Consider the following 22,354-nt stretch of genomic DNA (forward strand, 5'->3'; position numbering starts at 1 on the left):
CCGCAGAGATCGGCGAATAAAGGTGAGAGCTATGTACAACGGCAGGGTCATCATTTGCGACGACGAGGTCGAGATTCTCAGGTATCTGAGCAAGATACTGACAGCAAAGGGGCTCGATCTGGAGGTCTTCAGCTCCGGCACGTCGCTGATGAGCTACCTGGAGAACCGCGGTGTCGACGCCGCGGACCTTTTGCTGCTCGACGTCAGGATGCCGGACCTGGACGGCCTGGAGATACTGCAGCGGGTGAAGAAGATGAACCTCGAGGTCCCGGTGGTGATGATGACCGCCTACGCCTCGATCAACTCGGCGATAGAGGCCATGAAGCTCGGCGCCTACGACTACGTCACGAAGCCCTTCCCCAAGGAGAAGATCTTCGGGATCCTGGAGAAGGTCCTGGAGCGCAAGGAACTCCTCAAGGAGAACTCCGCGCTCAAGGACGAACTGGGAATCCCCTCACCTTCCACGCCGCTCATCTTCTCCTCCGAGAGCTTCAGGCGCGTCCACGACATGGCGATGCTGGTGGCGCAAAGCGAGTCCAACGTGGTGATCCTGGGCGAGTCCGGCACCGGCAAGGAGCTCGTGGCGAGCCTGATCCACAACAACAGCCCGAGGGCCAAGGAGCGCTTTCTCACTATCAACTGCGCCGCGCTCTCCGACACGCTTTTGGAAAGCCAGCTCTTCGGCCACGTGCGCGGCGCCTTCACCGGCGCCGTAAACGCCCAGAAGGGGCTTCTCGACGCGGCCAACCACGGCACCCTGTTCCTGGACGAGGTGGGGGACATGAGCCCGGCCATCCAGGCGAAGCTTCTGCGCGTATTGCAGGAGGGGGATTTTATTCCAGTGGGCGACACCAGGGCGAGAAGCGTCGACATCAGGTTCGTGGCGGCGACCAACAAGGACCTGGAGGAGGAGGTGCGCCAGAAGCGCTTCCGGGAGGACCTATACTTCCGCCTAAACGTGATCTCCCTGCACCTGCCGCCGCTTAGGGAGCGCGGCGAGGACATCGAGCTCTTGGCCCGGCACTTCCTGACCAAGTACGCGGCCCGCATGAAGCGCGAGATCACCGCCTTCACCAAGGAGGCGATGCAGCTGCTCACCTCCTACAACTGGCCCGGCAACATCCGCGAGCTGGAAAACGCCATCGAGCGCGCCGCCATCCTCACCCGCGGCCACACCATCACCGCCGAGACCCTCCCGGTCTGGCGCAACCCCCAGCCTGCCGAGGCGAAAACGGGGGTGAACCGCCTGGTCTCGCTGGAGACGGTGGAGCGCGAGCACATCCTTCACGTCCTCAAGGCTTGCGGCAACAACAAAAGCCGAGCGGCCAAGATCCTCGAGATCGCCCGGCGCACGCTGGACCGCAAGATCGAGGAATACGGCCTGGACGACGGGGGCTCCCGCTGATGCTCAAGCGCTTCCCGATCAAGGCCAAGCTCACCTTCGGGGCGCTGGCTCCGCTTTTCGTCGCTTTCTTCATCTGCTCCCTGGCAGGCCTTTACATCATCAACGACAAGATCGCGAGCCAGGCGCAGGAAAAGGTGCGCACCGACCTCAACTCTGCGCGCGAGGTGTACCGCAACGAGCTGGACCGGATCCGGGAGATGATCGACCTCACCGCGACCAACCCCTACAACTCCTCCTCCATCGTCGCCGGGGATCCCGAGATCCAGGCGCTTTTACGCCAGCGGCTCTACAAGAAACGGCTGGACATCCTGACGGCCGTGGACGCCAAAGGGCGGGTATTGTACCGCGCCCACACGCCGAGCCTTGCCGGCGACCTGCAAAAGAGCTACTTCGTACAGCAGGCGCTCAAGGGTGTGGCCGTGACGGGAACGGCACTCATGGGGGAGCAGGAACTGGCCCGCGAGGGGGTAGCGCTTGCCGACCGCGCCACCATTCCGCTGGTCTCGACGCCGCATGCCCGTCCTCGCAGTGACACGGTTGAGAAAACCGGGATGGTTATGGTCGCGGCCGCCCCCCTGAGAAACCATGCCGGGCAGGTGATCGGTGCTCTGTACGGCGCGGTCCTGCTCAACAACAACAACGCCCTGGTCGACAAGATCAAGCAGATCGTTTACGAAGGGGTGCAGTTCAACGGCACCGACGTGGGGAGCGCCACCATCTTTCTGGGCGACGCCCGTATCGCTACCAACGTGCGCGTGAGTAACGGCGCCCGGGCCATCGGGACCCGGGTCTCCGAAGAGGTGTACCAGCGGGTAATCGTGGAGAAAAAGAAGTGGATCCGGCGCGCCTTCGTGGTGAACGACTGGTACTTCACCGCCTACGAGCCGATCCTGGACCTGCAGGGTAAGGCGATCGGCTCGCTCTACGTGGGGATGCTGGAGAAGCCTTACACCCACATGCAAAAGAGCGTCAACTCGATCCTGTACATGGTGCTCTTCGTCACTTCGCTGATCGGTTTGGCCGTCTCAGGTTTCATCGCCACGCTTCTCGCCCGTCCCATCAAGGAACTGGAGAAGCTCGCGCACCGGGTGGCGCGCGGCGAGCGCAACCTGCAGATGGAGGTGCACACAAAGGATGAGGTCGGGGATCTTGCCGACGCCTTCAACCTGATGACCAAGGCGCTGAGCCGCCAGGAGGCGGAAATCGGCCTCTTGCACCGTGCGCTGGAGCTGAAGGTGGAGGAGCGGACGGCTCAACTCTCCGACAAGAACCGCCTGCTTTTGCAGACCCAGGCCGACCTGGCCCGCGCAGAGAAGCTCGCCGACCTCGGCATCGTCGCCGCCGGCGTGGCCCACGAGATCAACACCCCGCTCGCCATCATACGCGGCAACGCCGAGGTCCTGGAGATGTGCCTCCCCCCCGACCACCCCAACCACGAGGAGGTCGAGATCATCAGCATGCAGACCGAGCGCATGGCGAAGATCGTCGGCAACCTGCTTACTTTCGCGCGCCAGAAGTCGCTGAACCAAAGGGAGTTCCTGGTGCACGAGATCCTGGACGACATCGTGGCCCAAATCCGGCACCAGGTTCCCATGGACGCCATCTCGGTGCAGTGGGAATACGACATGAACCTCGGCCCCGTCACCGGTGATACCGACCAGTTGAGGCAGGTCTTCAGCAACATCATCCTGAACGCGGTGCAGGCGATGCTTCCCGAAGGGGGGACGCTAAGGCTCACCACCCGCCCGCACGGCCCCGGCAACGGCTGCGAGGTGGAAATCCGCGACACCGGCAAGGGTATCCCCCCCGAGCACCTGGAAAAGATCTTCACGCCGTTTTTCACCACCAGGGACAGCGGCACCGGGCTCGGCCTCTCCGTTTCCTACGGCATCGTCAGGGACCACGGCGGCGACATTCAGGTTTCCAGCACGCCGGGTGCCGGCACCTGCTTCAAGATCGTGCTGCCGGGGGAAACAGAAACTGGACAGCAAGCGCAGGAAAAAAGCGAAGATATTTAAAGTGAAACTTTCATCCATAAGGAGCAACTACATGAGTATGCAGTGGAGCAGCGACCTCGCGACAGGGGTGGCGGAGATAGATAACCAGCACAAGGAGATCTTCAGCAGGTTCGACCGGCTCTTCAAAGCCTGCAGCGAGGGAAAGGGAAAGGAAGAGGTGCTGCGGCTGCTTTTATTCCTGCAGGAGTACGTGAAGGAGCACTTTTCCGCCGAGGAGAGACTGCAACTGCGCTCGGCCTACCCCGAGTACGCCGAGCACAAGGCGCAGCATACGAGCTTCATCGCGGAGGTGGAGCGCCTGGCGCGCGAATTCGCAGCGGAGGGGGCGACGCTGCCGCTGGTGATCAAGACCAACAAGGCCCTCTCCTCGTGGCTTTTGCAGCATATCAGCAAGACTGACATGGCTTTTGCCGGGTACCTGCGCTCCGAAGCCTGATGCCCCGAGCCGCAAAGGCTCTGAAGGAATAAAAAAAGGGAGGCGCCGGTGGCGTCTCCCTTTTTTGCTCGATTACCCCTGCGGCGGTTTGGGGGCAGGCTGGTCCGGCTTGCGCTGGCCCTCCTTGGCTCCCTGCCGGAAAGGCTTCCGGTTCCTGGAGCGGTTGCGCACGCGTTCCCCGGGGGCCGCCTGTTTCGCCTGAGGCTGTCCGGCCTGCTTCGCCTGGGCCTGCCCTGCCTGTTTCGCCTGCGGCTGCCCTGCAGTTCTTGCCTGGGGCTGTACCTTCTGTCCCCCCTTCTGGGGCTGCTCCTTCGGGGCAGGTTCGGGGCGGTTGGGAGACTTCAGCCGTGCAATCAGATCCTTGGCCCAGTCGAGGTCCCCATCGCAGCATTCCTTGGCTACGTACTGCAGGTCTTCAGGAGTGGTTTTGGTGGACTTGATCCTGACCAGGTTCTCGATGAGGTCGCGGGACCAGTAGTATTCACGGATGTACTTCTTGCCGTCAATCTCGTCGTAGCTGTACTCTGTGCAGGGTACCACGCTCTTCAGCCATTGCGGCGAAACCTTCAGCCTGGCCGCGGCAGCATCCTGCTCATGGTGATCATGTTCCTGCTTCTTGCGCACCACAGTACCCGAAGTCGGCTTCTCTGGCACCGGCTCTTCCTTTTGCAGCATCCGGCCGAGGTACTTTGCCAGATCCTCCAGGGCCTCGGCATCAAGGCGCGAAAGCGGCATCTCGGAGCGGTAAACCATCCCCGGGTGGTCGACGCTGTAGCTCAGAGTCGGCTCACTCTCCCCTTCCTGCTGACCGACGCTCAGTTCGAGCCCGAAGGAGGAGTCCGACAGCTGCTCCGCCAGATCACCTGCCGCGTCGTCGAGGATGACCCTGGTGATGCTCTCCTTGAGCGGACCTTCGTCCACCCTGAAGTAGGCGTGGCCGTGCAGTTGTGCAAGTTGGGAGTGTACGTTTTGCAGTTGTGGTGTCATGGGGTACCCGTTTTTGTTGCCATTTCTTTATTTTGCGCAGCCGACGGGAGGGGCGCTGTGTCTCAGATGAGACCAGCGGTTGCCGACGACGACCTCATACCCTAGCACAAGCAGGTCTCAAACGCATACATCATTTTTTTGGTACTTCTCACCGGTGATGACTTCACTGCCTGTGCCGCAAAGTGCCCTGCGAGCATCAGTCGCAAAAGCGTGACATTCAGCTGCAAAAAAAATGGGAGCCGTTTGGCTCCCACTCGCCTGAAGGCGAAGATACTTCATAGGCAAAAATCTTCTAACTGCTTCACACACCGGCTACCCAGCGGTCTCCGTCGACACCTTGGTCGATTGCACAATTACATGGGCAAACATAGCAATTCATCTTTAAGGCATAAGAAAAAAAGGATCACATACAAAGCATTGCATTCAACTCATTGCATCACATGGCATCGCATGCAGAAAAATCACATACAGGCAAAAACATCACAAACCCAATCACATGGCATAGCAGTCAGCGAATTTGGTACAACCTGCTTAGCAGGCACACAACTCCTGGTACAACTGTGACGGCAGAAACGGTTTTCGCAGCAGGCTGCTGGGGCCGGTACGCAACTCAGCCGGAGGGGTTTCGTGCTTCGAGAACCCGCCGCTGCAAAAGACGATACGGGACGACTGTGCCAACTCGCGGATTTCTCTTGCCGCCTCCACCCCGGTCTTGAAGGGCATGTCGATGTCCATGATGGTTACGTCCGGGTGGTGCTCCCGGAACTTCTCCACTGCCTCGATCCCGTTAGTGGCCTCGGCAACGATGGTGTGCCCTTCTTTCTCGATCATGTGACGGAGCATCACCCTGATGTCCTCTACATCGTCCACAATCAAGACCCTTCTCTTCATATCACACCTCATCGCATAAAAAAAACGGGCATACCCTGTACAGCCATGCACCACTACTTGCTTAACGCGTGCCCAAACGGTTAATTTTGTGCCTGTTCCGCCGCCGGATTGTCTTTAGATTGGTTTTATTAAAGCTGCGGCACGGGCCCCTCCGACCAACCGCCAGCAATGACAGGGGGAATACTGGTACGTCAGGTAGGATCATTAGAGTTTGGAGCTCTGCCGGCGGCGGACACTGCAGATCGCAGACCTGTTTCACCTGGGAGGCCGCACAACAGCACATCGGTGGTACGGGGGGTTCCTGCGTCATTTCACGGGAACCTGGGCGCAACCGACGCGAAATGGCCAAACACCTACAAGCAGTGTGCTTTTACTCTACGTCGACCGGTCACTTGATTTTAAGATCAGGCCGACTAGAATTTGCTAGGTTTTTCAAGCACCGCCTCCGAAAGCGAGGCGGGGACAGCAAGGAGGAAGCCATGGTGAGGTTCTACAACCCTAAGGACGAAGCAGATCTGGCACGGGTCGAGGCGATTCTCAGGAAGGGTGGTATCGAGTATTTCCTCAGTGAAGCCAAGGAAGGCGCCGCCAGGGAAATAGAGGTGGCGGAAGAGGATGTTCCTAAGGCAGAGGAGCTGTTGCAGGAAAAAGAGAGCGCATGAACGTTAACCCAGGGGACGATCCGAGTGGGCGTCGGCCGTGAAGGCCATCACTTTCTCCACCCTTATCTCAAGCCGCCACTGCACCTGAGGCAGGCCGGCCGGCTCGAGTTCCGGCGCATAGCCGTCGAGCACTGCCGTGTCGACCGTCTTTTCCACCCGCCCCAGGAACTGGAACCCGTTTCCCGTAACCGGATCGGCGATGGCGACCGCCACCTTTTCGTTTTCCTTCAGGTTCTTCAGGCTGGTCTGGCAAAACCACGACTCGAAGACGAGTCTGTCCGGCTCCAGGATCGAGATCCCCCTCCCCGCCGCCAGGTGGGGATTGCCTGTGGCATCGGCGGTGGCTACAAAGGCATGGCCTACCCTATCTACGAACTGCCTGATCTCCTCGTTGATCATGTAGACGTACCTCCTTTTTCCGATGCGGACCAACCGTCTGTGCCACCGGACCCGGATCGGGATCCTGCGGGAAGGGTGCCGGAAGTCGTAACGTGCGGCGACTGATGGGATCAAGCGGATCTTCCTTGCTCGCATTCCCGTTTCCCCTTTCGAGGCGGCGGAGGAACCGTTTGCCCCCGCCACTTCGATTCCAGCTGCGGACGACCTCCGACCTAAAACCGGAATCAGTAGGTAAAGCATGCGAAGAAACACCGACCCTGTCTTTTATCCTGCGCACCCCTTGATTTAACCGGGCGTCAGCACTAGCTTCTTTTAGCACTGCGCCGTAATTAGTCAAGACGGCGGGATGCGGGCTCTGGAGCCTGCGGGGGAGACGTCATGGTGGAAGGTGTGCACGGTTCGACGGAACGGAACGAGGAACACTTAACTGTGCAGGCAGCGCCGCTTGTCTTATCTCGCGCTTTGATGGTGACTCCAGAAGAAGGATCTGCGATACTTGCCGCCATGAAAAACGAGCAGGAGGAAGGCATAGATACGCTGGAGGAATGGGTAGCGGTGCCGCCGGCCGACGTGGAGCCACAGGCGGGAGCGCGCCTGGCGCAGCGGCGGGCGCGTCTTTGGGCCCTGGTGCTCCAGGCGCGTTTCATAGAGAACCGGGTGGAACCAGGAGTAGGAGGATGGCAGGTAATGGTTCCCGCCGCGCGCCTGGAGGACGCCTGCCGCGAGCTGCGCCTTTACGTGGAGGAGAATCGGAACTGGCCCCCGTTCCTGCCGCCGGTGCGCCCGATGGCGAGGAACACCCTCCCCACCCTGTGCGTGCTGCTGCTGCTCGCCACCTTCCACAACCTGACCAACCTGGAACTGAACTTCCTCGGTCGGCCGGTGGACTGGATGGAGATCGGGAGCGCGCACGGCAGCGCCATCCTTAGAGGCGAGTGGTGGCGCGTCATCACCGCGCTCACCCTGCACGCGGACGCGCTGCACCTGATGAGCAACCTGGCCATCGGCGGGGTCTTCATCGTCTACCTCTGCCGGGACCTGGGGTCCGGGCTCGCCTGGACGCTGCTTTTGGCCTCGGGGGCCTGCGGCAACCTGGCCAACGCCTACCTTCAGCTCCCGAGCCACAACTCGGTCGGGGCATCCACAGCGGTCTTCGGAGCGGTGGGGATACTGGGCGCTATCTCGATGATGCGCTACCGTCACCACCTGCGCAGGCGCTGGCCCCTCCCTGTCGCAGCGGCGCTCGCGCTGCTGGTACTGCTGGGGACCGAGGGAGAAAGGACCGACCTTGGCGCGCATCTCTTGGGCTTCGGCTTCGGCACGATCTTCGGGATGTTCGCGGAACTGCTGGTCGGCTATCTGGGGCAACCGGGGCGGCTGGTCAACGCGCTCCTCGCGCTGACCAGCGCTTCAGTGCTACTTACCGCCTGGTCGCTGGCGCTCACTTCTTCAGGTTAGCCTACCAGCATCAGTCGTGCCCGCCGCGACCGTGACCGCCACGATGCCCGTCCCCTTTGCGTTCGCCATGTTCCCTATGCTCCCCTCTTCCCCCCTTGCCGCCGCGGTACTCGCTTCTCTCCTTTTTCCATTGACCGTAAGGTATGTGACGCTCCTTCACGTAGACGCTGCGGTAATCACCGGGGACGCGGTAAACAGGCCGGGGCACAGTGCTGCGCGACACGACGCGCCAAGGCCCGTTGTACTCCCGTGCACGATACCAGCGGTCCCCGCGTGGGGACCACCAGTAGCCGCTGTAAAAGAAGATGTCGACGTCGAACTGCGGGACGAAATATACGCCTGTGCCGGGCACAACTGCGACGGCCGGAGGCTCGACCACGACAACAGGAGGACCGATGTTGACGGAGAGGTTGACGCCTGCCGCCGCGCTGCCGGTCATGACCGCGAGTAGCAGCAGGGGAAGGAAGAATGCCTGGCGAAGGAATTGGATCAGATGAAGTGCTTTCATGATACCTCCTCGTAAAAACAGTAGCGGTAAAAGCGCCCATGCTCATAGGGAGATGTGTCACTGAATCAAGGCGTGACCACAGGAGGCTGAGCCATGGGCTCATGCTCCATTTTAAAACCCAACCGCGCTCAATACAAGACTTGCAGCGACTCGGTGCGACAAAGGAGCGACGGTTAAAGGAAAGGAAGCGGTTTCCCGGTGCGATATGCCAATGCCTGGCAGACCGCGATCAATACCCCCTCCTGGTCGCAGACCCTTATGTCGTAGGTTGCAGTGCGCTTGGTGCTGCTCACCTCGCGCGCCTCGGCCCTAAGCCGCGCCCCCGGCTGCGGGCTGGAGACGTAATTGACCGACACATTCATGGCGACGGTGACGCTCCCAACCGTCTGGCACACGGTCTCAAAAGCCTCGTCTATCAGGGAAAAGACGGCGCCGCCGTGGGCGCGGGCGAACATGTTATCCATCCTCTCCGGGTCGTAGTTCATCTCGACGGCAGAAAAACCCTCCTCCAGTTTCACCAGCTCCATTTTCAGTGTCTGTGCATAAGGCTCCCTTGTGGCCTGCCGGTAGATCGCCTCCTTCAACTGCTGGTCCATAGAGAATTCTCCTCAATACCTGCGATGTGACAGATCGAAGTGGTTGAATGTGGGCCCAAGATAGCATGTCTCCACCAGAAGGCGCAAAGGCTAATAGAAATATGCAGCATCGATTAACTGTAAAAGTACGAGCCCAATCGCATTGAATCAGCTGTTGGTGCCACCGAATCTCGCGGGTGATACATAACTACAATCTAGCCTACGCCAACTATTTAATGAACAATGAAAACATCTTGACAGTAATTGTACCAATCATATACTAAGACACTGTTATTTTGGCTGGTAATAACGTGAACACAACCTGATAATGCCTAATTAAAACTAACTGTCACTGAAAATAATAAGAGTGATCCGACAAAAGCGGAGGTCGAGAATGAGAACCGAAATGGGCATCAAGCGAAAACTCCTCACCGGCTTTGGAATCACGATATTCGCCTCGGCGGTTGTCGCCGTCACAGCGCTTTCCGGCTTGAGCGTCGGCAGGGGAGAGCTCGAAAACAGGCTGACGCAGATGAAGGCGGTGGCAGAGCTCGAAGCGGCGAGCTCGGCATCGGTACAGAGGGTTGCCGCAGGCGCAAACGGCTCGACACCTGCCTCGGCATCCACGGTGGAAAAAGGCGAAATCCGCGCCATGGAGCAGTTGAAGGGGTCCCTCACCTCCGAAAGGGAGCAGGCTCTTTTCCAGGCGCTATCGGCAAAGATGTCCTCTTTTGCCTCCAGCCGCGCGAAGACCTCGGCGATGGTGAACCAGGGTAGGAAGGCGGAGGCCGTTAAGGGATTGAAACTCCTGCGAGAGAAACAGGTCGACTACCAGGGGTCGCTGACCGGATTCGGCAATTACCTGGCGCAGCAGGCGCAATTGGAACGGGTCGCGGCCGCTGCAAAGGCTACCCGTGCCCGTGTCGCCACAATTTCCTTGCTGTTCCTGGCTGTGGGCGTAGTCGCGGGGGTGGCGTACTGGCTGGTTAAAAGCATCATCAAGCCTCTGGCCGATGCCATAGAGACTGCCGACAGGATCGCCGAAAGGGATCTCACCGTGCAGGTCTGCGCGGGCGACGGCAGCGAGGCGGGGCACCTGATGACGGCCATGGGTAACATGGTGCAGAACCTGCGCGGCATCGTCTCGCAGACGAGCGGGATATCCACGAGCATCGCCACCTCTTCCACACAGCTGCATCAAACCTCTGAGCAGATAGCAAGCGGCGCGGAGCAGGTTGCCTCCCAGGCGCAGACAGTCGCCACGGCGAGCGAACAGATGTCCGCCACATCTAACGACATCGCCCAGAGCTGCCATGCCGCGGCGCGAAACGCAATGCAGGCCAGCAATGCAGCGGAAACCGGGGCGCAGGTGGTGGCGCAGACCGTCGAGGTTATGAACCGGATCGCGGATCGGGTGAATGCGACATCGCGGACCGTGGAAAGCCTGGGGGAGCGCTCGGACCAGATAGGCGCAATAGTCGGTACGATAGAGGACATCGCCGACCAGACGAACCTTTTGGCCTTGAATGCTGCCATAGAAGCCGCGAGAGCCGGAGAACAGGGGCGGGGTTTTGCGGTGGTGGCCGACGAGGTGCGCGCGCTTTCCGAGCGGACCGCCAAGGCGACCAGGGAGATCAGCGAGATGATCAAGGCGATCCAGGCCGAGACCAGGGGGGCGGTTCAGGCGATGGAAGAAGGGGTGCGCGAGGTGCAGCAGGGAACAGAGGAGGCGGCGAAATCGGGAAGTGCGCTCCAGGAGATCCTGGACCAGATCAACGCGGTGAGCATGCAGGTGAACCAGATCGCCACCGCGGCGGAGGAGCAGACGGCGACCATAAGCGAGATCAGCGGTAACATAACCAGGATGACCGAGGTGGTCCAGAGGACCGCCCAGGGGTCGCAGGACTCCTCCATTGCTGCGGCCCAGCTTGCCAGCCTGTCCGACGACCTGAGCACGCTGGTGACGCAGTTCAAGCTCAACTGATGCCAACGACAAAGAGCGGCATCCTTCACGGCCCTGTATTGCCGTGGCTGATGCCGCTCCTTTATTAACAGCCGGCTGGTCCTACCGCTTCATAAGCCCCAGCTTCGAAAGCACGTTGAAGAGCCCATCCTTGGAAACCGGCTTCACCAGGTACGCGGCAGACTGGGCGTTGCAAAAGGACTCCATGGCGTCGTTGGAGGAGTTGAGCGCGGTCAGCATGACGATGTTCACCCGCTTAGCCGGCTTCTGCTCCTTCTCGATGTGCCGGATCGCCTTGGCGGCATCGTGGCCGCTCATGCCCGGCATCATGATGTCCATGATGACGAGGTCGAACGGGTCGTCCGCCGAAAGCGCCGCGTTGTACTTCTCGAGAGCCTCGACACCGCTGCCGGCGTGGTGGCAATCCGCAGTCGCGCTGAGGAGGGTGGCCACGAAATCGCGGCAAAAGAGCTCGTCGTCCACTATCAAACACTTCATAATCTTCCCCCACAATGTGTACAGGTAGAGTAGTAGTTACCGTGAGCGCCTGACCCCAAAACGCCAGGCATACATTCCCTATCGGCTCATTGGAACCGTTCTTTAGCCTCTCAATTAAAAAAAGATGGGGGATGGCTGGGCAAAAGGTGCGCTGCAGGCGGGCTGAGATCCGGCGGGTATCCCTTGAAAAAAAAGGGTGGCGCTCAGGCCACCCCGGGTACAAAGGGGGCTGCTGCGACTTTCAGATGAGCAGCCGAACGGGGTTTTCCAGAATTTCCTTCAGAGCGGCAAGAAACTTAGCGGCGTAGGCCCCGTCGACCGCGCGGTGGTCTGCGGAGAGGGTGACCTTCATGACCTTGATGCTGCTCAGCCCCCCCGAGCTCACCTTCGCCACCTCGGCGATCGCCCCGACAGCGAGAACGCCTGAGTGGGCGGGATGGATGATGGCGCTGAAGCTGCTGACGCCGAACATCCCCAGGTTGGAAATGGAGAAGGTCCCGCCATGCATCTCTTGCTCCGTAAGGCTGCCGGAACGTGCGCGCTCCACGAGCCGTTTCCCTTCCTCAGAGACTTCCAGCAAAGAGCGCTTCTGGCAGCCGGTCAGAACCGGCATCAAAACGCCGTCCGGCATGCCAACCGCGATCGCTATGTTGATCTCGTTGTGGAACTGCAGCCCCTCAGGAGTGAAGCTTGCGTTCATCTGGGGAAACTTTTGCAGCGCCAGCGCCACCGCCTTGACGATGAGGTCGTTGACGCTGACCGGCTTGCCGCTTTGCTTCAACTGGCGCCTGACCGAGTCGGCCTCGTCCATCTCGATATCCATGGTAACGGTGAAATGCGGGATGTGGCTCCAAGATTCGATCACCGTTTTGGCTACGGCGCTCCGCAGCCGCGACAACAGCCTTGGACCTTCTCCCTGCGGTGCCGCCCCCGCTTCCGCTGTCCCCGGGACTCCTCGACCGGCCGGCGGTTGCGGCACACCAGGAGCTTCTCCAGCCCCCTTCGCCTGCGTCTCCAGGTCGGTCAGCAGGATGCGCCCTTCAGGGCCGCTTCCCCGCACCTGGGCCAGCTCTATTCCCAGCTCGCGTGCCCGGCGCCTGACCAGGGGGGCCGCCTTTTCCCGCCCCGCTCCGGCAGCAGGCTCCGGGCCTTTGGGCGAAGCTGCAGGGGGCGCTCCCGCGGGGGGCACTTCAGGACGATACGGCTCCTTCGGCTCGCCGGAAGGCTGCGTCTCTGCGGCACTGGGCCTTGGCGGCGCGGCAGGGGCCTGTTTCTCACCTTCGGGAGGGACCAGATCGACAGCTTCGGCAGGCTTGCTCCCCTTAGCGGCCGGTGGTTCAGCGGCTGCCGCCCCGCTCTCTCCAGCTGCAGCCTCAGGCTGGGATGCGGCCGGCGGTCCGGAAGAAGGCTCCCCCTGCGCCCTAGCCGGTTCAGGTTCCAGGTGCGGCACCGGGGCGGACTGCTGTGCCGCGCCTGCTCCTTTTTCACCCGCGTTGCCGATGACCGCTATCACCGTCCCCACCGGCACCAAGTCCCCTGCCTGCACCCTAATCTCCAGCAGTTCGCCCGATACGTAGGCCTCGAGTTCCATATTGGCCTTGTCGGTTTCGACCTCGGCTATTACCTCGCCGCGGGTGACCGTCTCCCCTACCCTCTTATTCCAGGAAACGAGCCTCCCCTCGGTCATGGTGTCGGACAGTTTCGGCATGACGATGTCGTTCATAGCGGCTCCCTCAGTACGATTCGTTTAATAGGTCCCGGACCCCCTGCACTATCCCCTCGGCCTGGGGTATGCAGATCTTCTCGATCTTGCGCGAGTAGGGCATCGGCACGTCGAGTCCGGAGATGCGTTTAACCCGCGCCAGGAGCGTATCGAAGCAGCGCTCGTAGATGCGAGACGCAATATCGCCGCCAAGCCCCGCGTTTCTCCAGCACTCCTCAACCACCACCGCCCGTCCGGTCTTCGCTACCGAGGCAAGGAAGGTCTCGGTATCCAAGGGGGACAGGGTGCGCAGGTCGACCACCTCGCAGGAGACCCCTTCCTTCTCGAGCAGTTGTGCCGCCTGCAGGCAGAGGATGGACATGCGCCCGTACCCGATAAGCGTCACAGCCTCGCCCTGACGCATGATGGAGGCCTTCCCGAAGGGGACCAGGTATTCCGGGTCCTCGGGGACCTCCCCCTTGCTGTTGTAAAGGAGCTCGTGCTCCAGGAATATCACCGGGTTGTCGGTCCGGATCGAGCTCTTCAGGAGCCCCTTGGCGTCTGCAGGTGTCGCGGGATAGGCAACGAGCATCCCGGGGCAGTGCATGAAGTAGCTCTCCAGGCTCTGCGAGTGCTGGGCTCCCAGCTGGCTCCCGCCGCCGCCGGGCATCCTGACCACCATCGGGACCGATATCTGGCCGCCGAACATGTAACGGACCTTCGCCATGTGGTTCACGATCTGGTCCATGGCGAGAAGCGCGAAGTTGACCGTCATCAGTTCGGCTACCGGCCGCACCCCTGCCATGGCGGCCCCCACGGCCACCCCGACTATGGTGTTCTCGGAAATCGGGCAATCCCGGACCCTCAGCTCCCCGAATTCGGAGAGAAGCCCGCGGGTCACCTTGAACGCCCCCTCGTAAAGTGCCACGTCTTCACCGTAAACCACCACCTTCTGGTCGCGGCGCATCTCCTCTTTCAGCGCCAGGTTAATGGCGTCACGATAGGTCATCTCAGGCATGACAAGTCTCCTGTCGGTCGATCGATTGCTGCAGTTTCACCTTCTGGGATGCAGCACCTGCGGAAGTCAGACGTAGATGTCGTTCCAGACCTCGGCGTCCTCCGGCCAGGGGGAGTCCTCGGCGAACCGGACCGCTTCCCGGACCTGGGCCAGGGCGGCCTGATTGATCTGGTCCAAGCGGGCCTGGTCCGCGATCCCCTCCTCAAGCAGGCGCCGCGACAGGTTTGGTATCGGGTCGCGGCTTTTCCAGACGTCGGCCTCGGAGGAACTGCGGTACTTGGCGGGATCCGACATGGAGTGGCCGCGGAACCGGTAGGTGACCGCCTCGATGAAGTATGGGCGCTGCCGCTCCCTCACCCACTCCGCCGCCCTCTTGGTGGCCTGATACATGGCGACCACGTCCATGCCGTCGACTTTCTCGCTGGGGATGTCGTAGCCGCAGGTACGCCGGTGCAAAGCAGCCTGGGCCGAGGCCCGGTGCACCTCGGTCCCGATGCCGTAGAAGTTGTTCTCGCAGATGAAAAGCACGGGGAGGTCCCAAAGTCTGGCCCAGTTCAGCGACTCGTGAAAGGTTCCCTGGTTCATGGAGCCGTCCCCGAAGAAACAGGCGGTGATGCGGTCCTGTTCCTGGAGCTGGCTCCCCCAGGCAAGGCCGACGGCGATGGGGAACTGCCCCCCCACGATGGCGTAGCCACCCATGAAGTTAAGCTCGGGGGCGAAGAGGTGCATCGAGCCCCCCTTCCCCTTGCAGATGCCGGTCGCCTTGCCGAAGAGCTCAGCCATGACCCTTTTGGGATCGGCGCCCCTGACGATGGCCTGGGCATGGTCGCGGTAGGCCGACAGCACGTAGTCTGTCTGCTTCAGCCCTGCCGTGCACCCGACTGCTACCGCCTCCTGCCCGCTATAAAGATGCAGAAAACCGGTGATATGCCCCTTGGAGTACTGCTCGGCGCAGCTCTCCTCGAATTCGCGGCATACGACCATCTGCTCGTAGAATTTCAGCAGTTCCTCCTCTGAAAGCAGCTCCCTAAGATTGCCCGCCATTTGTCTCCTCCTTCACCTTGTTCAAGAGCCCCCCGGCCAGGAGTTCCGCCCGCTCCCGCTCCGAGGCATGAAGCAGGGTGACGATTTCGCCGCCGTTGACCCTGACCGGTATCTCGGTCGCTCCCCCCTGCACCAGTTCGCGCAGGTTGGCGATCTGCAGCCGGTCCCCCTGCTTGACCTGGTCGTAGTCCCCCTTGTCCCTGAAGGTGAGCGGCAGAATCCCGAAGTTGATCAGGTTGGAGCGGTGGATCCTGGCGAAGCTTTTGGCTAGCTTCACCCTGATGCCCAGGTAGCGCGGCGCCAGCGCCGCATGCTCGCGCGACGACCCCTGCCCGTAATTCTCGCCGCCGACGACGGCGCCGTCCCCTTTCTCGGAGGCCCGCGCGGCGAACTCCGGGTCCGCCTGCTCGAAGACGAACTTGCTGATGGCTGGGATGTTGCTCCGGAACGGCAGCACCTTGTTCCCGGCCGGCATGATCGTGTCGGTGGAGATGTTGTCTCCCACCTTGATGATCACCTCCAGGTCGAGCCGGTCGGGAAGCGCCGGGAGTTCCGGGAAGGGAACGATGTTGGGACCGGTGACGATCTCGACCGCTCCGCCGTCCTCGGGAGGGAAGATGATGCCGGCGTCGTCCACCAGGTACTGTTCCGGGTTCTGCACCGCCGGCCAGGGGAGCAGGTCGGAAAGCTTCCGTGGATCGGTGACCACCCCGAAGACACCTGCCGCCGCTGCGGTCTCGGGGGAGCAGAGGTAGACCCGGTCCTCCTTGGTGCCGCTTCGGCCCGGGAAGTTGCGCGGGAAGGTCCTGAGCGACACCTGGTTCGTCCCAGGGGCCTGCCCCATCCCGATGCACCCCAGGCACCCGGGCTGGTGCACCTGACCTCCGGCCAGAAGGAGCATCATGAAGCCCCCCTGCGCCACCACGTTCTCCAACACCTGCCGGCTGCCGGGGTTGATGTGGAAGGCGACGCCTGGGGCGATTTTGCGGCCATCGAGGATCCGGCAGACGGTCATCAGGTCCCGGAAAGACGAGTTGACCGAGCTCCCGATGATGACCTGATCCACCTTCAACCCCTCGATCTCGGAGACCGGCACCACGTTGTCCGGGGACGAGGGGCAGGCGATGAGCGGGACCACCTGGCTCAGGTCTATCTCGTCGTGGTCATCGTAGGTCGCGTCCGGGTCAGCCAGGAGTTCTCGCCACACCTCGCCGCGCCCCTGGGCTTTCAGGAAGGCGAGCGTGTTCAGGTCGCTGGGGAAAACGGTAGTGGTTGCGCCGAGTTCCGCTCCCATGTTGCCGATGGTGGCGCGGTCGGTGGCGGAAAGGGTGGCCACACCGGGGCCGTAGTACTCGATGATCTTCCCCACGCCCCCCTTCACGCTGTGGCGCCTCAGCATCTCGAGGATCACGTCCTTCCCCGAAACCCAGGGCTGCAGCTTTCCGGTGAGCTTTATCCCCCAGATGCGGGGGCAGGTGAGATGGAAAGGATGTCCCGCCATGGCGAGCGCCACGTCGAGCCCGCCTGCGCCTATCGCCAGCTGTCCCAGCCCCGCCGCGGTCGGCGTGTGCGAATCGGCACCCAGAAGCGTCGTTCCCGGGACGCCGAAGCGTTCCAGTGAGACCTGGTGCGAGACCCCGTTCCCGGGCTTGGAGAGGTAGACGCCGAATTTCTGTGCGGCGCTGGTGAGAAAGGCGTGATCGTCCGCGTTCTTGTTGTCGGTCTGCAAGAGGTTATGGTCCACGTACTGCGCCGCCAGCGCCACCTTCACCCGGGGAAGACCCATCGCCATGAACTCAAGCATCGCCATGGTCCCGGTCGCATCCTGCAAAAGCGTCTGGTCGATCCTCAGGGCGATTTCCTGCCCCGGGACCAGCTCCCCTTCGACCAGGTGCTCCTTCAATATTTTCAAAGCCACGTTGTCGCCCATGCAGCCTCCTCGCCTGCCTGTCATTTGCTACCCTGGCGCCCAATCACCTGGCCGCCATTTTGCCGAGAAGCTCCTGCAGCACCACCGCGTTGTTATGCTCTTCGTCTTTTGCGGCGTACAGCAGAGTCACCGGCCCATTGGCGGCCTTGGCCGCTAATTCATGCAGCAGTTCCCCCTGCCCCTCAAGCTCGGCGCCATAGCGGCTTTTGAACTCCTGCCAGCGTTCGGGATCGTGGCCGAACCAGCGGCGCAACTCATCGCTTGGGGCAAGTTCTTTCTCCCAGCGGTCGACGTGCGCCCGCTCCTTGGAGATGCCGCGGGGCCAGAGTCGGTCGACGAGGATACGCAGGCCGTCCTTGGGGTCAGCTTCCTGGTAAATGCGCTTTATCTTCAGCATAAATCTCCCGTTGGGCGAGATCCAAGCACGGTTCAAAGTGCGTCGATCACCCTCTGCATGCTCTGTTTGACCGTCTCCGCCAGTTCGACCAGCTGGCTGTTCCCAACCAGGGAAAGGGCCGCGACCGGGTCCATGACCATAACCACGGTACGCCCCTCCGAAACGGAATAGACGACGACGTTGCACGGCAGCAGCGTACCGATGTTGAGCTCGATACCGAAGGCCTGGTACGCGAGGCCTGGGTTGCAGGCGCCCAGGATCTGGTAGTTGCGGAAATCCTTGTGCAGTTTTTCCTGGAACTTCTGTTTGATGTCGATCGAAGAGATGATGCCGAACCCCTCTTTCTGCAGTTCCTGCTGCACCCGCGTCATCGCGTCACTGAAAGGAAGCATCAGGGTGATGCCGAAGGCATAGGGGGTATGCAGCGGCAGCGATTCCTCCTTCTCCAGCGCCTCCGCCTGCCGTTTCAGGCTCAGCACCTCACGCTGGATCTGCTCGGGAATCGTAGCCTGTATCAGCCGCTCGGCCTCATCGTCTTTCGGCGCCCAGTCGACCTCGATGCTGAGGACCTGCGGCGCCACCGGGCTCTGCACCGAGGACGGGACCACGCGGTTGATGACCCGCCCGGTGAAGAGCGGGTGCTCGACCAGGAAGTAGTGCACCTCGCCGTGGGGCTTGTCGATCACCACCTTCTCCTTGATCAAAAGCCCCTCCCCGCGAAGTTCGCGCAGGAGTCCGTTGCCGTAATGCTGCAGGGTTCGGGCCTGAACCGCTCCCGGAAGGTAGGTTTGCGGCTGCTCAACCTTGTCGATGAGAAGCTTCCATACGGTATCAAGCGCCGCGTGCACCTCACTGCTATAAATGATCTTGCGCATGACCTGGCACCTCCTGCCGTTGGCGGGGAAAAGCCAAATTAAGCAAAAAGTGTTTCGAAAAAACAATTCGATAACTTTACCCGATTGTTTTTGCACGGCAATGTGAGCGCCACTTTTTAATGGGAGAGGGCTTTGGAAACTTCACGGTTAGGGCTGGGACCGCTCGACCCTCTCCTGACGGGCTTGTAAAGGTCGGGGATCTCATCTAAGATAGCTTTCTTTTTAATCAGACAGCTGACCAGGTGAAATAATGAGGAGATACCATGGATAAAACTGCGCTGGTAACCGGGGCGTCGTCGGGGTTCGGAGCCGCCTGCGCCCGCACCTTGGCGAGCAAGGGATGGAAGCTGGTCCTGACCGCCCGGCGCCGCGAGGCGCTGGAGCAACTCAAAGAGGAATTGGGAGGTGAGGCCAGGGTCTGCTGCATCACCCTGGACGTCCGCGACCGACAAGCCGTCTCAGAGGCCTTTGCCTCGCTACCGGCCGGGTTTGCCGAGATAGACCTGCTGGTGAACAACGCCGGGCTGGCCCTCGGGCTCGAGCCGGCGCATCAGGCCTCGCTGGAGGACTGGGAAATTATGGTCGACACCAACATCAAAGGGGTGATGTACTGCACCCGTGCCATCCTCCCGGGCATGGTCGCCAGGAACCGTGGGCACGTGGTCAACATAGGCTCCGTCGCGGGAAGCTGGCCCTACCCTGGAGGGAACGTCTACGGAGCCAGCAAGGCGTTCGTGCAGCAGTTTTCGCGGAACCTGCGTGCTGACCTGCTCGGGACCGCCGTAAGGGTCACCAATATCGAACCCGGCATGGCCGAGACCGAGTTCTCCAAGGTGCGTTTCAAGGGGGAGGATGAAAAGGCGCAACGCGTCTACGCCGGAACGGAGCCGCTGCAGGCAGAGGACATAGCGGAGATAGTTGCCTGGGTGACCTCGGTGCCGCAACGGGTCAACATAAACTGCGTCGAGGTGATGTCGGTCTGCCAGGCCTGGGGTCCTCTGGCGGTGCACCGCGGGGCTCTCTAGCATAGGTTGCGTCGAAAAGAAAAAAGGAGCAACGACCTGATGCCAGGAAGTTGCTCCTTTTGTTTAACCGTAGCGCTGCAGTACTTGGCGCTCAGTCGTTATCGGTTTCCTCGTCGTCGGGCTCTACCGCTCGACGGGTGATGTTATTGTCACGCAGGAATTGGATCAGTTCCATGTCCATCCGTTTGAAGTGGCTGCGCAACCACTCGCACATGGCGTTGACGGCGGCAACAATCATCAGGGTGTTTTCTCCCTGCTCGGCATGCAGTGCCTCCAGCCTTAGCACCTCCCGGAAGAACATCTCGTGCTGGGCCTTGTGCGCCTCGTAGCCGGGATACCCGGATTCCAGCTGAAGTTTTTCCTCGTCCCTGAAGTGCCTGCGCACGTACTTTTTCAGGAACCACATCAGCTTTCCGATCTCTTCGCTCCCCTTTTTCGCCCTGGCGCCCTTCAATAAATCGTCCACACGGCGCAACAGCTCCTGGTGCTGTCCGTCGATCTCATGGTTTCCCGTCGTCATTTCATCACGCCACTGCGTCAACATGCATCTATCTCCTGTGCCGCCATTCTCCCGACGGAGTACGAGGGTAATTTTTCGCCCTCTGTGGTCTATCATCGGCAAAACGGAAAGTAACTTTAGGAATAACATCGCTATGCCATTGCCGATCAATGGCATAACCAAAAGCGGCAAGCCTCTTTGTCAGCCACCAGTCGCATCTAAACGGCATGAACGTAAAATGGCCACAAGCAGGTCGCCTGTGGCCATCGGGTAAAAATCATTCCTTAAGCGGTTACGCCTTCTTCTCCTCGTTCAGCTGGACCACGTCCTCGCCGGTGGAGGCCTTCTTGAAGTTCTTGATGCTGCTTCCCAGTGCCTGCCCCAACTGCGGAAGTTTCGCCGGCCCTACCACGACCAGTGCTATGACGAGGACGATAATCATTTCCGGCATACCGAATCCAAACATTTAACTTCTCCTTTAAGTAACTGCCTAAACAGATCGATGTTATGTAGGTTTTATATAAGCCCCGAGCCCTGGCCCGGGGTCGCTTTCAAATTCAGGCCTGCAGCTTGGCAGCTGCGTCGGGGAACTGGCCGCCGGCCGCGGTCTTTTCCTTGTCGGCGTTTCTCAGGTCGTAGTATTCCTGCGGGGTGTTGATGTTGCTGAAGGAGTCGAAGCCCGGATCGAAACCGGCCACCTCGGAGGGGCTGATCTCGCGCACGTTCACCCGCGGCAGGATGGAGACTATACGGCGCTTGCCGTTTTTGAGCGAGGACTCCATGGCCGGCAGGCACCCCTTGTTGTAGAGCGCGTGCAGCGGTTCGTAACCGTGCGGGCTCATGGGAAGCACCAGGTCGCAGCTGTGGCGGTGGCTCGCGATGTGCCTGATCAACTCCGGGTTGAGATGCGGCATGTCGCAGGCCACGGTGAAGACGGCCGGGTTGGAACTCTGGGAAAGACCCGCGTGGATTCCGGCCAGCGCCCCCATCCCCTCGTAGAGGTCGGGCACCTTGCGGCAGGGAAGGAACTGGTACTGCTCCGGGGTGTTGGTCACCAGGATCACCTCGGGGAAGATCTCGCAGAGCTCCCGGTAGATGCTCTCGATGAAGCGCCCCCCCTTGTGCGGCAGCAGGGCCTTATTGCTCCCCATGCGGCTTGAGGCTCCCCCGGCTAGGATCACGCCGGTCACCCCCTGAACCTTGCCGTCGCCGGCGCGGAAGTCGATCCCGTCTACGTGGGTGTAGAGCTTGAAGCTCATCGCCCTGACGTAGCCGACCAGGGTGATGCCGGCCTGTTCTGCCATCCTGATCGCCATGTCGGTCGGCGAGGTGCGGGAGGCGATCACATCGATCCCCAAAAGCGAGGCCTTCGCCACCAGCTCGGTCGAGACGCGCCCGGAGGTGACCAGAATCTTTCCTTCCAGGGAGATCCCCTTCAAAAGGGCCTCTCCGGCCAGGCGGTCTATGGTGTTGTGGCGGCCGATGTCCTCGGAGTGCAGGATGAGTTCGGTGTCGCCCACCCCTGCGGAGTGCATCCCGCCGTGGCTTTTGTACCCCTCCGCCTTCTGCGCCAGCTGGTTCATCAGCGTGAAGATCGACGCGGGGGAATGGACCCGGGACGGCCCTTTTTTCTCTACGGGTTTCGGCATGTTGAAGCTGATGCCTGTGCCGCAGCCTGAGGTGAGCACCGGCTTCAGGCGCTCGGGAAGCTCCCCTTTTATGGTGACGCTTGCGGCACCGAAATCCTGACAGATGGCTAACGCCTGAAAATCCTCCACCTTCGAGACGAACCCCTGCAGCCGCAAAAAGCCGGCCACCAGGAAGCGTAGGTCGTGAGGCGAAGCGATGAGCGTCGCCAGCTCGCGGCCGTTCACCACCAGTTGCAGCGGGTATTCCTCGACCACCCCGCCCTCTTCCTGCTCCAGCATACCTTTGTTGAAACTGTAGATCTTGCTAGCCACCCGGTTACTCCTTCTGTTATTCGCTAGGGGTATCCCCTCTCCCGGGGGAGAGGGGATTGCTGAGGGTATCCTCGTACTTCGTCTGCTTAACTTGCGGTTATCT

22 protein-coding genes are annotated in these 22,354 nt (G+C 61.0%); 7 read left to right on the forward strand and 15 right to left on the reverse strand.

The annotated features are described in order from the left end of the window. The first annotated feature begins 31 nt into the window (after positions 1-31). The 3 genes from GEOBRER4_RS10610 to GEOBRER4_RS10620 are packed head-to-tail and all read left to right on the forward strand — an operon-like array spanning position 32 to position 3,859. On the forward strand, positions 32-1,405 hold the full coding sequence (locus GEOBRER4_RS10610) for a sigma-54-dependent transcriptional regulator (protein ID WP_185242272.1): 1,374 nt from the start codon (positions 32-34) through the stop codon (positions 1,403-1,405). Further along, positions 1,405-3,423, forward strand: coding sequence for a cache domain-containing protein (locus GEOBRER4_RS10615; protein ID WP_185242273.1), 2,019 nt, complete (start codon positions 1,405-1,407; stop codon positions 3,421-3,423). Before GEOBRER4_RS10610 ends, GEOBRER4_RS10615 begins: the two co-directional genes overlap by 1 nt. Positions 3,424-3,454: 31 nt before the next feature. Continuing rightward, complete coding sequence (locus GEOBRER4_RS10620) at positions 3,455-3,859, forward strand: bacteriohemerythrin (protein WP_185242274.1); 405 nt, start codon at positions 3,455-3,457, stop codon at positions 3,857-3,859. 72 nt (positions 3,860-3,931) lie between these two features. Here GEOBRER4_RS10620 and GEOBRER4_RS10625 read toward each other — a convergent pair whose 3' ends face one another. Together GEOBRER4_RS10625 and GEOBRER4_RS10630 are read right to left on the reverse strand one after the other, a co-directional pair. Continuing rightward, positions 3,932-4,846 carry a hypothetical protein gene (locus GEOBRER4_RS10625; RefSeq protein WP_185242275.1) on the reverse strand — a complete coding sequence of 305 codons (915 nt, stop codon included), beginning with the start codon at positions 4,844-4,846 and terminating at the stop codon, positions 3,932-3,934. Positions 4,847-5,377: 531 nt separating this feature from the next. Continuing rightward, positions 5,378-5,737: a response regulator gene (locus GEOBRER4_RS10630; RefSeq protein WP_185242276.1), complete on the reverse strand. Its 360-nt coding sequence runs from the start codon at positions 5,735-5,737 to the stop codon at positions 5,378-5,380. A gap of 479 nt (positions 5,738-6,216) precedes the next feature. Between GEOBRER4_RS10630 and GEOBRER4_RS10635 the strand changes: the two genes are divergently transcribed. Further along, positions 6,217-6,399, forward strand: a complete 183-nt coding sequence (locus GEOBRER4_RS10635) for a putative signal transducing protein (protein WP_085812645.1) — start codon at positions 6,217-6,219, stop codon at positions 6,397-6,399. 3 nt (positions 6,400-6,402) lie between these two features. Here the strand turns inward: GEOBRER4_RS10635 and GEOBRER4_RS10640 are convergent, their stop codons facing one another. Next, positions 6,403-6,912 (reverse strand): pyridoxamine 5'-phosphate oxidase family protein, encoded by a 510-nt coding sequence (locus GEOBRER4_RS10640; RefSeq protein ID WP_226377761.1) that lies wholly within the window; start codon positions 6,910-6,912, stop codon positions 6,403-6,405. Positions 6,913-7,302: 390 nt separating this feature from the next. On the opposite strand from GEOBRER4_RS10640, the gene GEOBRER4_RS10645 reads away from it, so the two are divergent. Continuing rightward, positions 7,303-8,256 (forward strand): rhomboid family intramembrane serine protease, encoded by a 954-nt coding sequence (locus tag GEOBRER4_RS10645; protein WP_226377762.1) that lies wholly within the window; start codon positions 7,303-7,305, stop codon positions 8,254-8,256. A 10-nt stretch (positions 8,257-8,266) separates the two neighbouring features. Here the strand turns inward: GEOBRER4_RS10645 and GEOBRER4_RS10650 are convergent, their stop codons facing one another. Next, on the reverse strand, positions 8,267-8,764 hold the full coding sequence (locus GEOBRER4_RS10650; RefSeq protein WP_185242278.1) for a hypothetical protein: 498 nt from the start codon (positions 8,762-8,764) through the stop codon (positions 8,267-8,269). Between the two features lie 173 nt (positions 8,765-8,937). Further along, positions 8,938-9,360, reverse strand: a complete 423-nt coding sequence (locus GEOBRER4_RS10655) for a PaaI family thioesterase (RefSeq protein WP_185242279.1) — start codon at positions 9,358-9,360, stop codon at positions 8,938-8,940. 373 nt (positions 9,361-9,733) lie between these two features. Between GEOBRER4_RS10655 and GEOBRER4_RS10660 the strand changes: the two genes are divergently transcribed. Continuing rightward, the gene (locus GEOBRER4_RS10660) at positions 9,734-11,323 is read left to right on the forward strand and encodes a methyl-accepting chemotaxis protein (RefSeq protein WP_185242280.1); all 1,590 of its coding nucleotides are present in this window, start codon (positions 9,734-9,736) and stop codon (positions 11,321-11,323) included. 81 nt (positions 11,324-11,404) lie between these two features. On the opposite strand, the gene GEOBRER4_RS10665 is transcribed toward GEOBRER4_RS10660, so the two are convergent. The 7 genes from GEOBRER4_RS10665 to GEOBRER4_RS10695 form a co-directional block, all read right to left on the reverse strand. Then, a complete protein-coding gene (locus tag GEOBRER4_RS10665) occupies positions 11,405-11,800 on the reverse strand; it encodes a response regulator (RefSeq protein WP_185242281.1) in 396 nt (131 codons plus the stop codon). Between the two features lie 241 nt (positions 11,801-12,041). Beyond that, complete coding sequence (locus tag GEOBRER4_RS10670; RefSeq protein WP_185242282.1) at positions 12,042-13,523, reverse strand: dihydrolipoamide acetyltransferase family protein; 1,482 nt, start codon at positions 13,521-13,523, stop codon at positions 12,042-12,044. Between the two features lie 10 nt (positions 13,524-13,533). Beyond that, the gene (locus GEOBRER4_RS10675) at positions 13,534-14,520 is read right to left on the reverse strand and encodes an alpha-ketoacid dehydrogenase subunit beta (RefSeq protein ID WP_185242283.1); all 987 of its coding nucleotides are present in this window, start codon (positions 14,518-14,520) and stop codon (positions 13,534-13,536) included. Between the two features lie 66 nt (positions 14,521-14,586). Beyond that, on the reverse strand, positions 14,587-15,564 hold the full coding sequence (gene pdhA, locus GEOBRER4_RS10680) for a pyruvate dehydrogenase (acetyl-transferring) E1 component subunit alpha (RefSeq protein ID WP_185242284.1): 978 nt from the start codon (positions 15,562-15,564) through the stop codon (positions 14,587-14,589). Next, positions 15,548-17,494 (reverse strand): aconitate hydratase, encoded by a 1,947-nt coding sequence (locus GEOBRER4_RS10685; RefSeq protein ID WP_185242285.1) that lies wholly within the window; start codon positions 17,492-17,494, stop codon positions 15,548-15,550. Before GEOBRER4_RS10685 ends, pdhA begins: the two co-directional genes overlap by 17 nt. Before the next feature lie 43 nt (positions 17,495-17,537). Further along, on the reverse strand, positions 17,538-17,891 hold the full coding sequence (locus GEOBRER4_RS10690; RefSeq protein WP_185242286.1) for a DUF488 domain-containing protein: 354 nt from the start codon (positions 17,889-17,891) through the stop codon (positions 17,538-17,540). Between the two features lie 32 nt (positions 17,892-17,923). Next, positions 17,924-18,766, reverse strand: a complete 843-nt coding sequence (locus tag GEOBRER4_RS10695; protein WP_085812634.1) for a DUF302 domain-containing protein — start codon at positions 18,764-18,766, stop codon at positions 17,924-17,926. Between the two features lie 263 nt (positions 18,767-19,029). Here GEOBRER4_RS10695 and GEOBRER4_RS10700 point away from each other — a divergent pair, with 263 nt between their 5' ends. Then, positions 19,030-19,791 (forward strand): SDR family oxidoreductase, encoded by a 762-nt coding sequence (locus tag GEOBRER4_RS10700; protein ID WP_185242287.1) that lies wholly within the window; start codon positions 19,030-19,032, stop codon positions 19,789-19,791. 91 nt (positions 19,792-19,882) lie between these two features. On the opposite strand, the gene GEOBRER4_RS10705 is transcribed toward GEOBRER4_RS10700, so the two are convergent. From GEOBRER4_RS10705 to fdhD, 3 genes are all read right to left on the reverse strand, one after another. After that, a complete protein-coding gene (locus GEOBRER4_RS10705) occupies positions 19,883-20,335 on the reverse strand; it encodes a bacteriohemerythrin (RefSeq protein WP_185242288.1) in 453 nt (150 codons plus the stop codon). Between the two features lie 247 nt (positions 20,336-20,582). Beyond that, positions 20,583-20,756 carry a twin-arginine translocase TatA/TatE family subunit gene (locus GEOBRER4_RS10710; RefSeq protein ID WP_015837255.1) on the reverse strand — a complete coding sequence of 58 codons (174 nt, stop codon included), beginning with the start codon at positions 20,754-20,756 and terminating at the stop codon, positions 20,583-20,585. Positions 20,757-20,847: 91 nt separating this feature from the next. Then, positions 20,848-22,251 (reverse strand): formate dehydrogenase accessory sulfurtransferase FdhD, encoded by a 1,404-nt coding sequence (fdhD, locus tag GEOBRER4_RS10715; RefSeq protein WP_185242289.1) that lies wholly within the window; start codon positions 22,249-22,251, stop codon positions 20,848-20,850. Positions 22,252-22,354: the final 103 nt, after the last annotated feature.

The organism is Citrifermentans bremense (assembly GCF_014218275.1).
In the GTDB taxonomy this organism is placed as follows: Bacteria; Desulfobacterota; Desulfuromonadia; order Geobacterales; family Geobacteraceae; genus Geomonas; species Geomonas pelophila.

What these genes read in the sequence shown, in the direction of transcription:
- GEOBRER4_RS10705 (WP_185242288.1), bottom strand. Translation starts at nt 20,335, where the DNA reads ATGTTGACGCAGTGGCGTGATGAAATGACGACGGGAAACCATGAGATC.
- GEOBRER4_RS10675 (WP_185242283.1), bottom strand. Translation starts at nt 14,520, where the DNA reads ATGCCTGAGATGACCTATCGTGACGCCATTAACCTGGCGCTGAAAGAG.
- GEOBRER4_RS10710 (WP_015837255.1), bottom strand. Translation starts at nt 20,756, where the DNA reads ATGTTTGGATTCGGTATGCCGGAAATGATTATCGTCCTCGTCATAGCA.
- GEOBRER4_RS10650 (WP_185242278.1), bottom strand. Translation starts at nt 8,764, where the DNA reads ATGAAAGCACTTCATCTGATCCAATTCCTTCGCCAGGCATTCTTCCTT.
- GEOBRER4_RS10695 (WP_085812634.1), bottom strand. Translation starts at nt 18,766, where the DNA reads ATGCGCAAGATCATTTATAGCAGTGAGGTGCACGCGGCGCTTGATACC.
- GEOBRER4_RS10660 (WP_185242280.1), top strand. Translation starts at nt 9,734, where the DNA reads ATGAGAACCGAAATGGGCATCAAGCGAAAACTCCTCACCGGCTTTGGA.
- GEOBRER4_RS10610 (WP_185242272.1), top strand. Translation starts at nt 32, where the DNA reads ATGTACAACGGCAGGGTCATCATTTGCGACGACGAGGTCGAGATTCTC.
- GEOBRER4_RS10645 (WP_226377762.1), top strand. Translation starts at nt 7,303, where the DNA reads ATGAAAAACGAGCAGGAGGAAGGCATAGATACGCTGGAGGAATGGGTA.
- GEOBRER4_RS10700 (WP_185242287.1), top strand. Translation starts at nt 19,030, where the DNA reads ATGGATAAAACTGCGCTGGTAACCGGGGCGTCGTCGGGGTTCGGAGCC.
- GEOBRER4_RS10615 (WP_185242273.1), top strand. Translation starts at nt 1,405, where the DNA reads ATGCTCAAGCGCTTCCCGATCAAGGCCAAGCTCACCTTCGGGGCGCTG.
- GEOBRER4_RS10670 (WP_185242282.1), bottom strand. Translation starts at nt 13,523, where the DNA reads ATGAACGACATCGTCATGCCGAAACTGTCCGACACCATGACCGAGGGG.
- GEOBRER4_RS10625 (WP_185242275.1), bottom strand. Translation starts at nt 4,846, where the DNA reads ATGACACCACAACTGCAAAACGTACACTCCCAACTTGCACAACTGCAC.
- GEOBRER4_RS10620 (WP_185242274.1), top strand. Translation starts at nt 3,455, where the DNA reads ATGAGTATGCAGTGGAGCAGCGACCTCGCGACAGGGGTGGCGGAGATA.
- GEOBRER4_RS10630 (WP_185242276.1), bottom strand. Translation starts at nt 5,737, where the DNA reads ATGAAGAGAAGGGTCTTGATTGTGGACGATGTAGAGGACATCAGGGTG.
- GEOBRER4_RS10690 (WP_185242286.1), bottom strand. Translation starts at nt 17,891, where the DNA reads ATGCTGAAGATAAAGCGCATTTACCAGGAAGCTGACCCCAAGGACGGC.
- GEOBRER4_RS10655 (WP_185242279.1), bottom strand. Translation starts at nt 9,360, where the DNA reads ATGGACCAGCAGTTGAAGGAGGCGATCTACCGGCAGGCCACAAGGGAG.
- GEOBRER4_RS10685 (WP_185242285.1), bottom strand. Translation starts at nt 17,494, where the DNA reads ATGGGCGACAACGTGGCTTTGAAAATATTGAAGGAGCACCTGGTCGAA.
- pdhA (WP_185242284.1), bottom strand. Translation starts at nt 15,564, where the DNA reads ATGGCGGGCAATCTTAGGGAGCTGCTTTCAGAGGAGGAACTGCTGAAA.
- GEOBRER4_RS10635 (WP_085812645.1), top strand. Translation starts at nt 6,217, where the DNA reads ATGGTGAGGTTCTACAACCCTAAGGACGAAGCAGATCTGGCACGGGTC.
- GEOBRER4_RS10665 (WP_185242281.1), bottom strand. Translation starts at nt 11,800, where the DNA reads ATGAAGTGTTTGATAGTGGACGACGAGCTCTTTTGCCGCGATTTCGTG.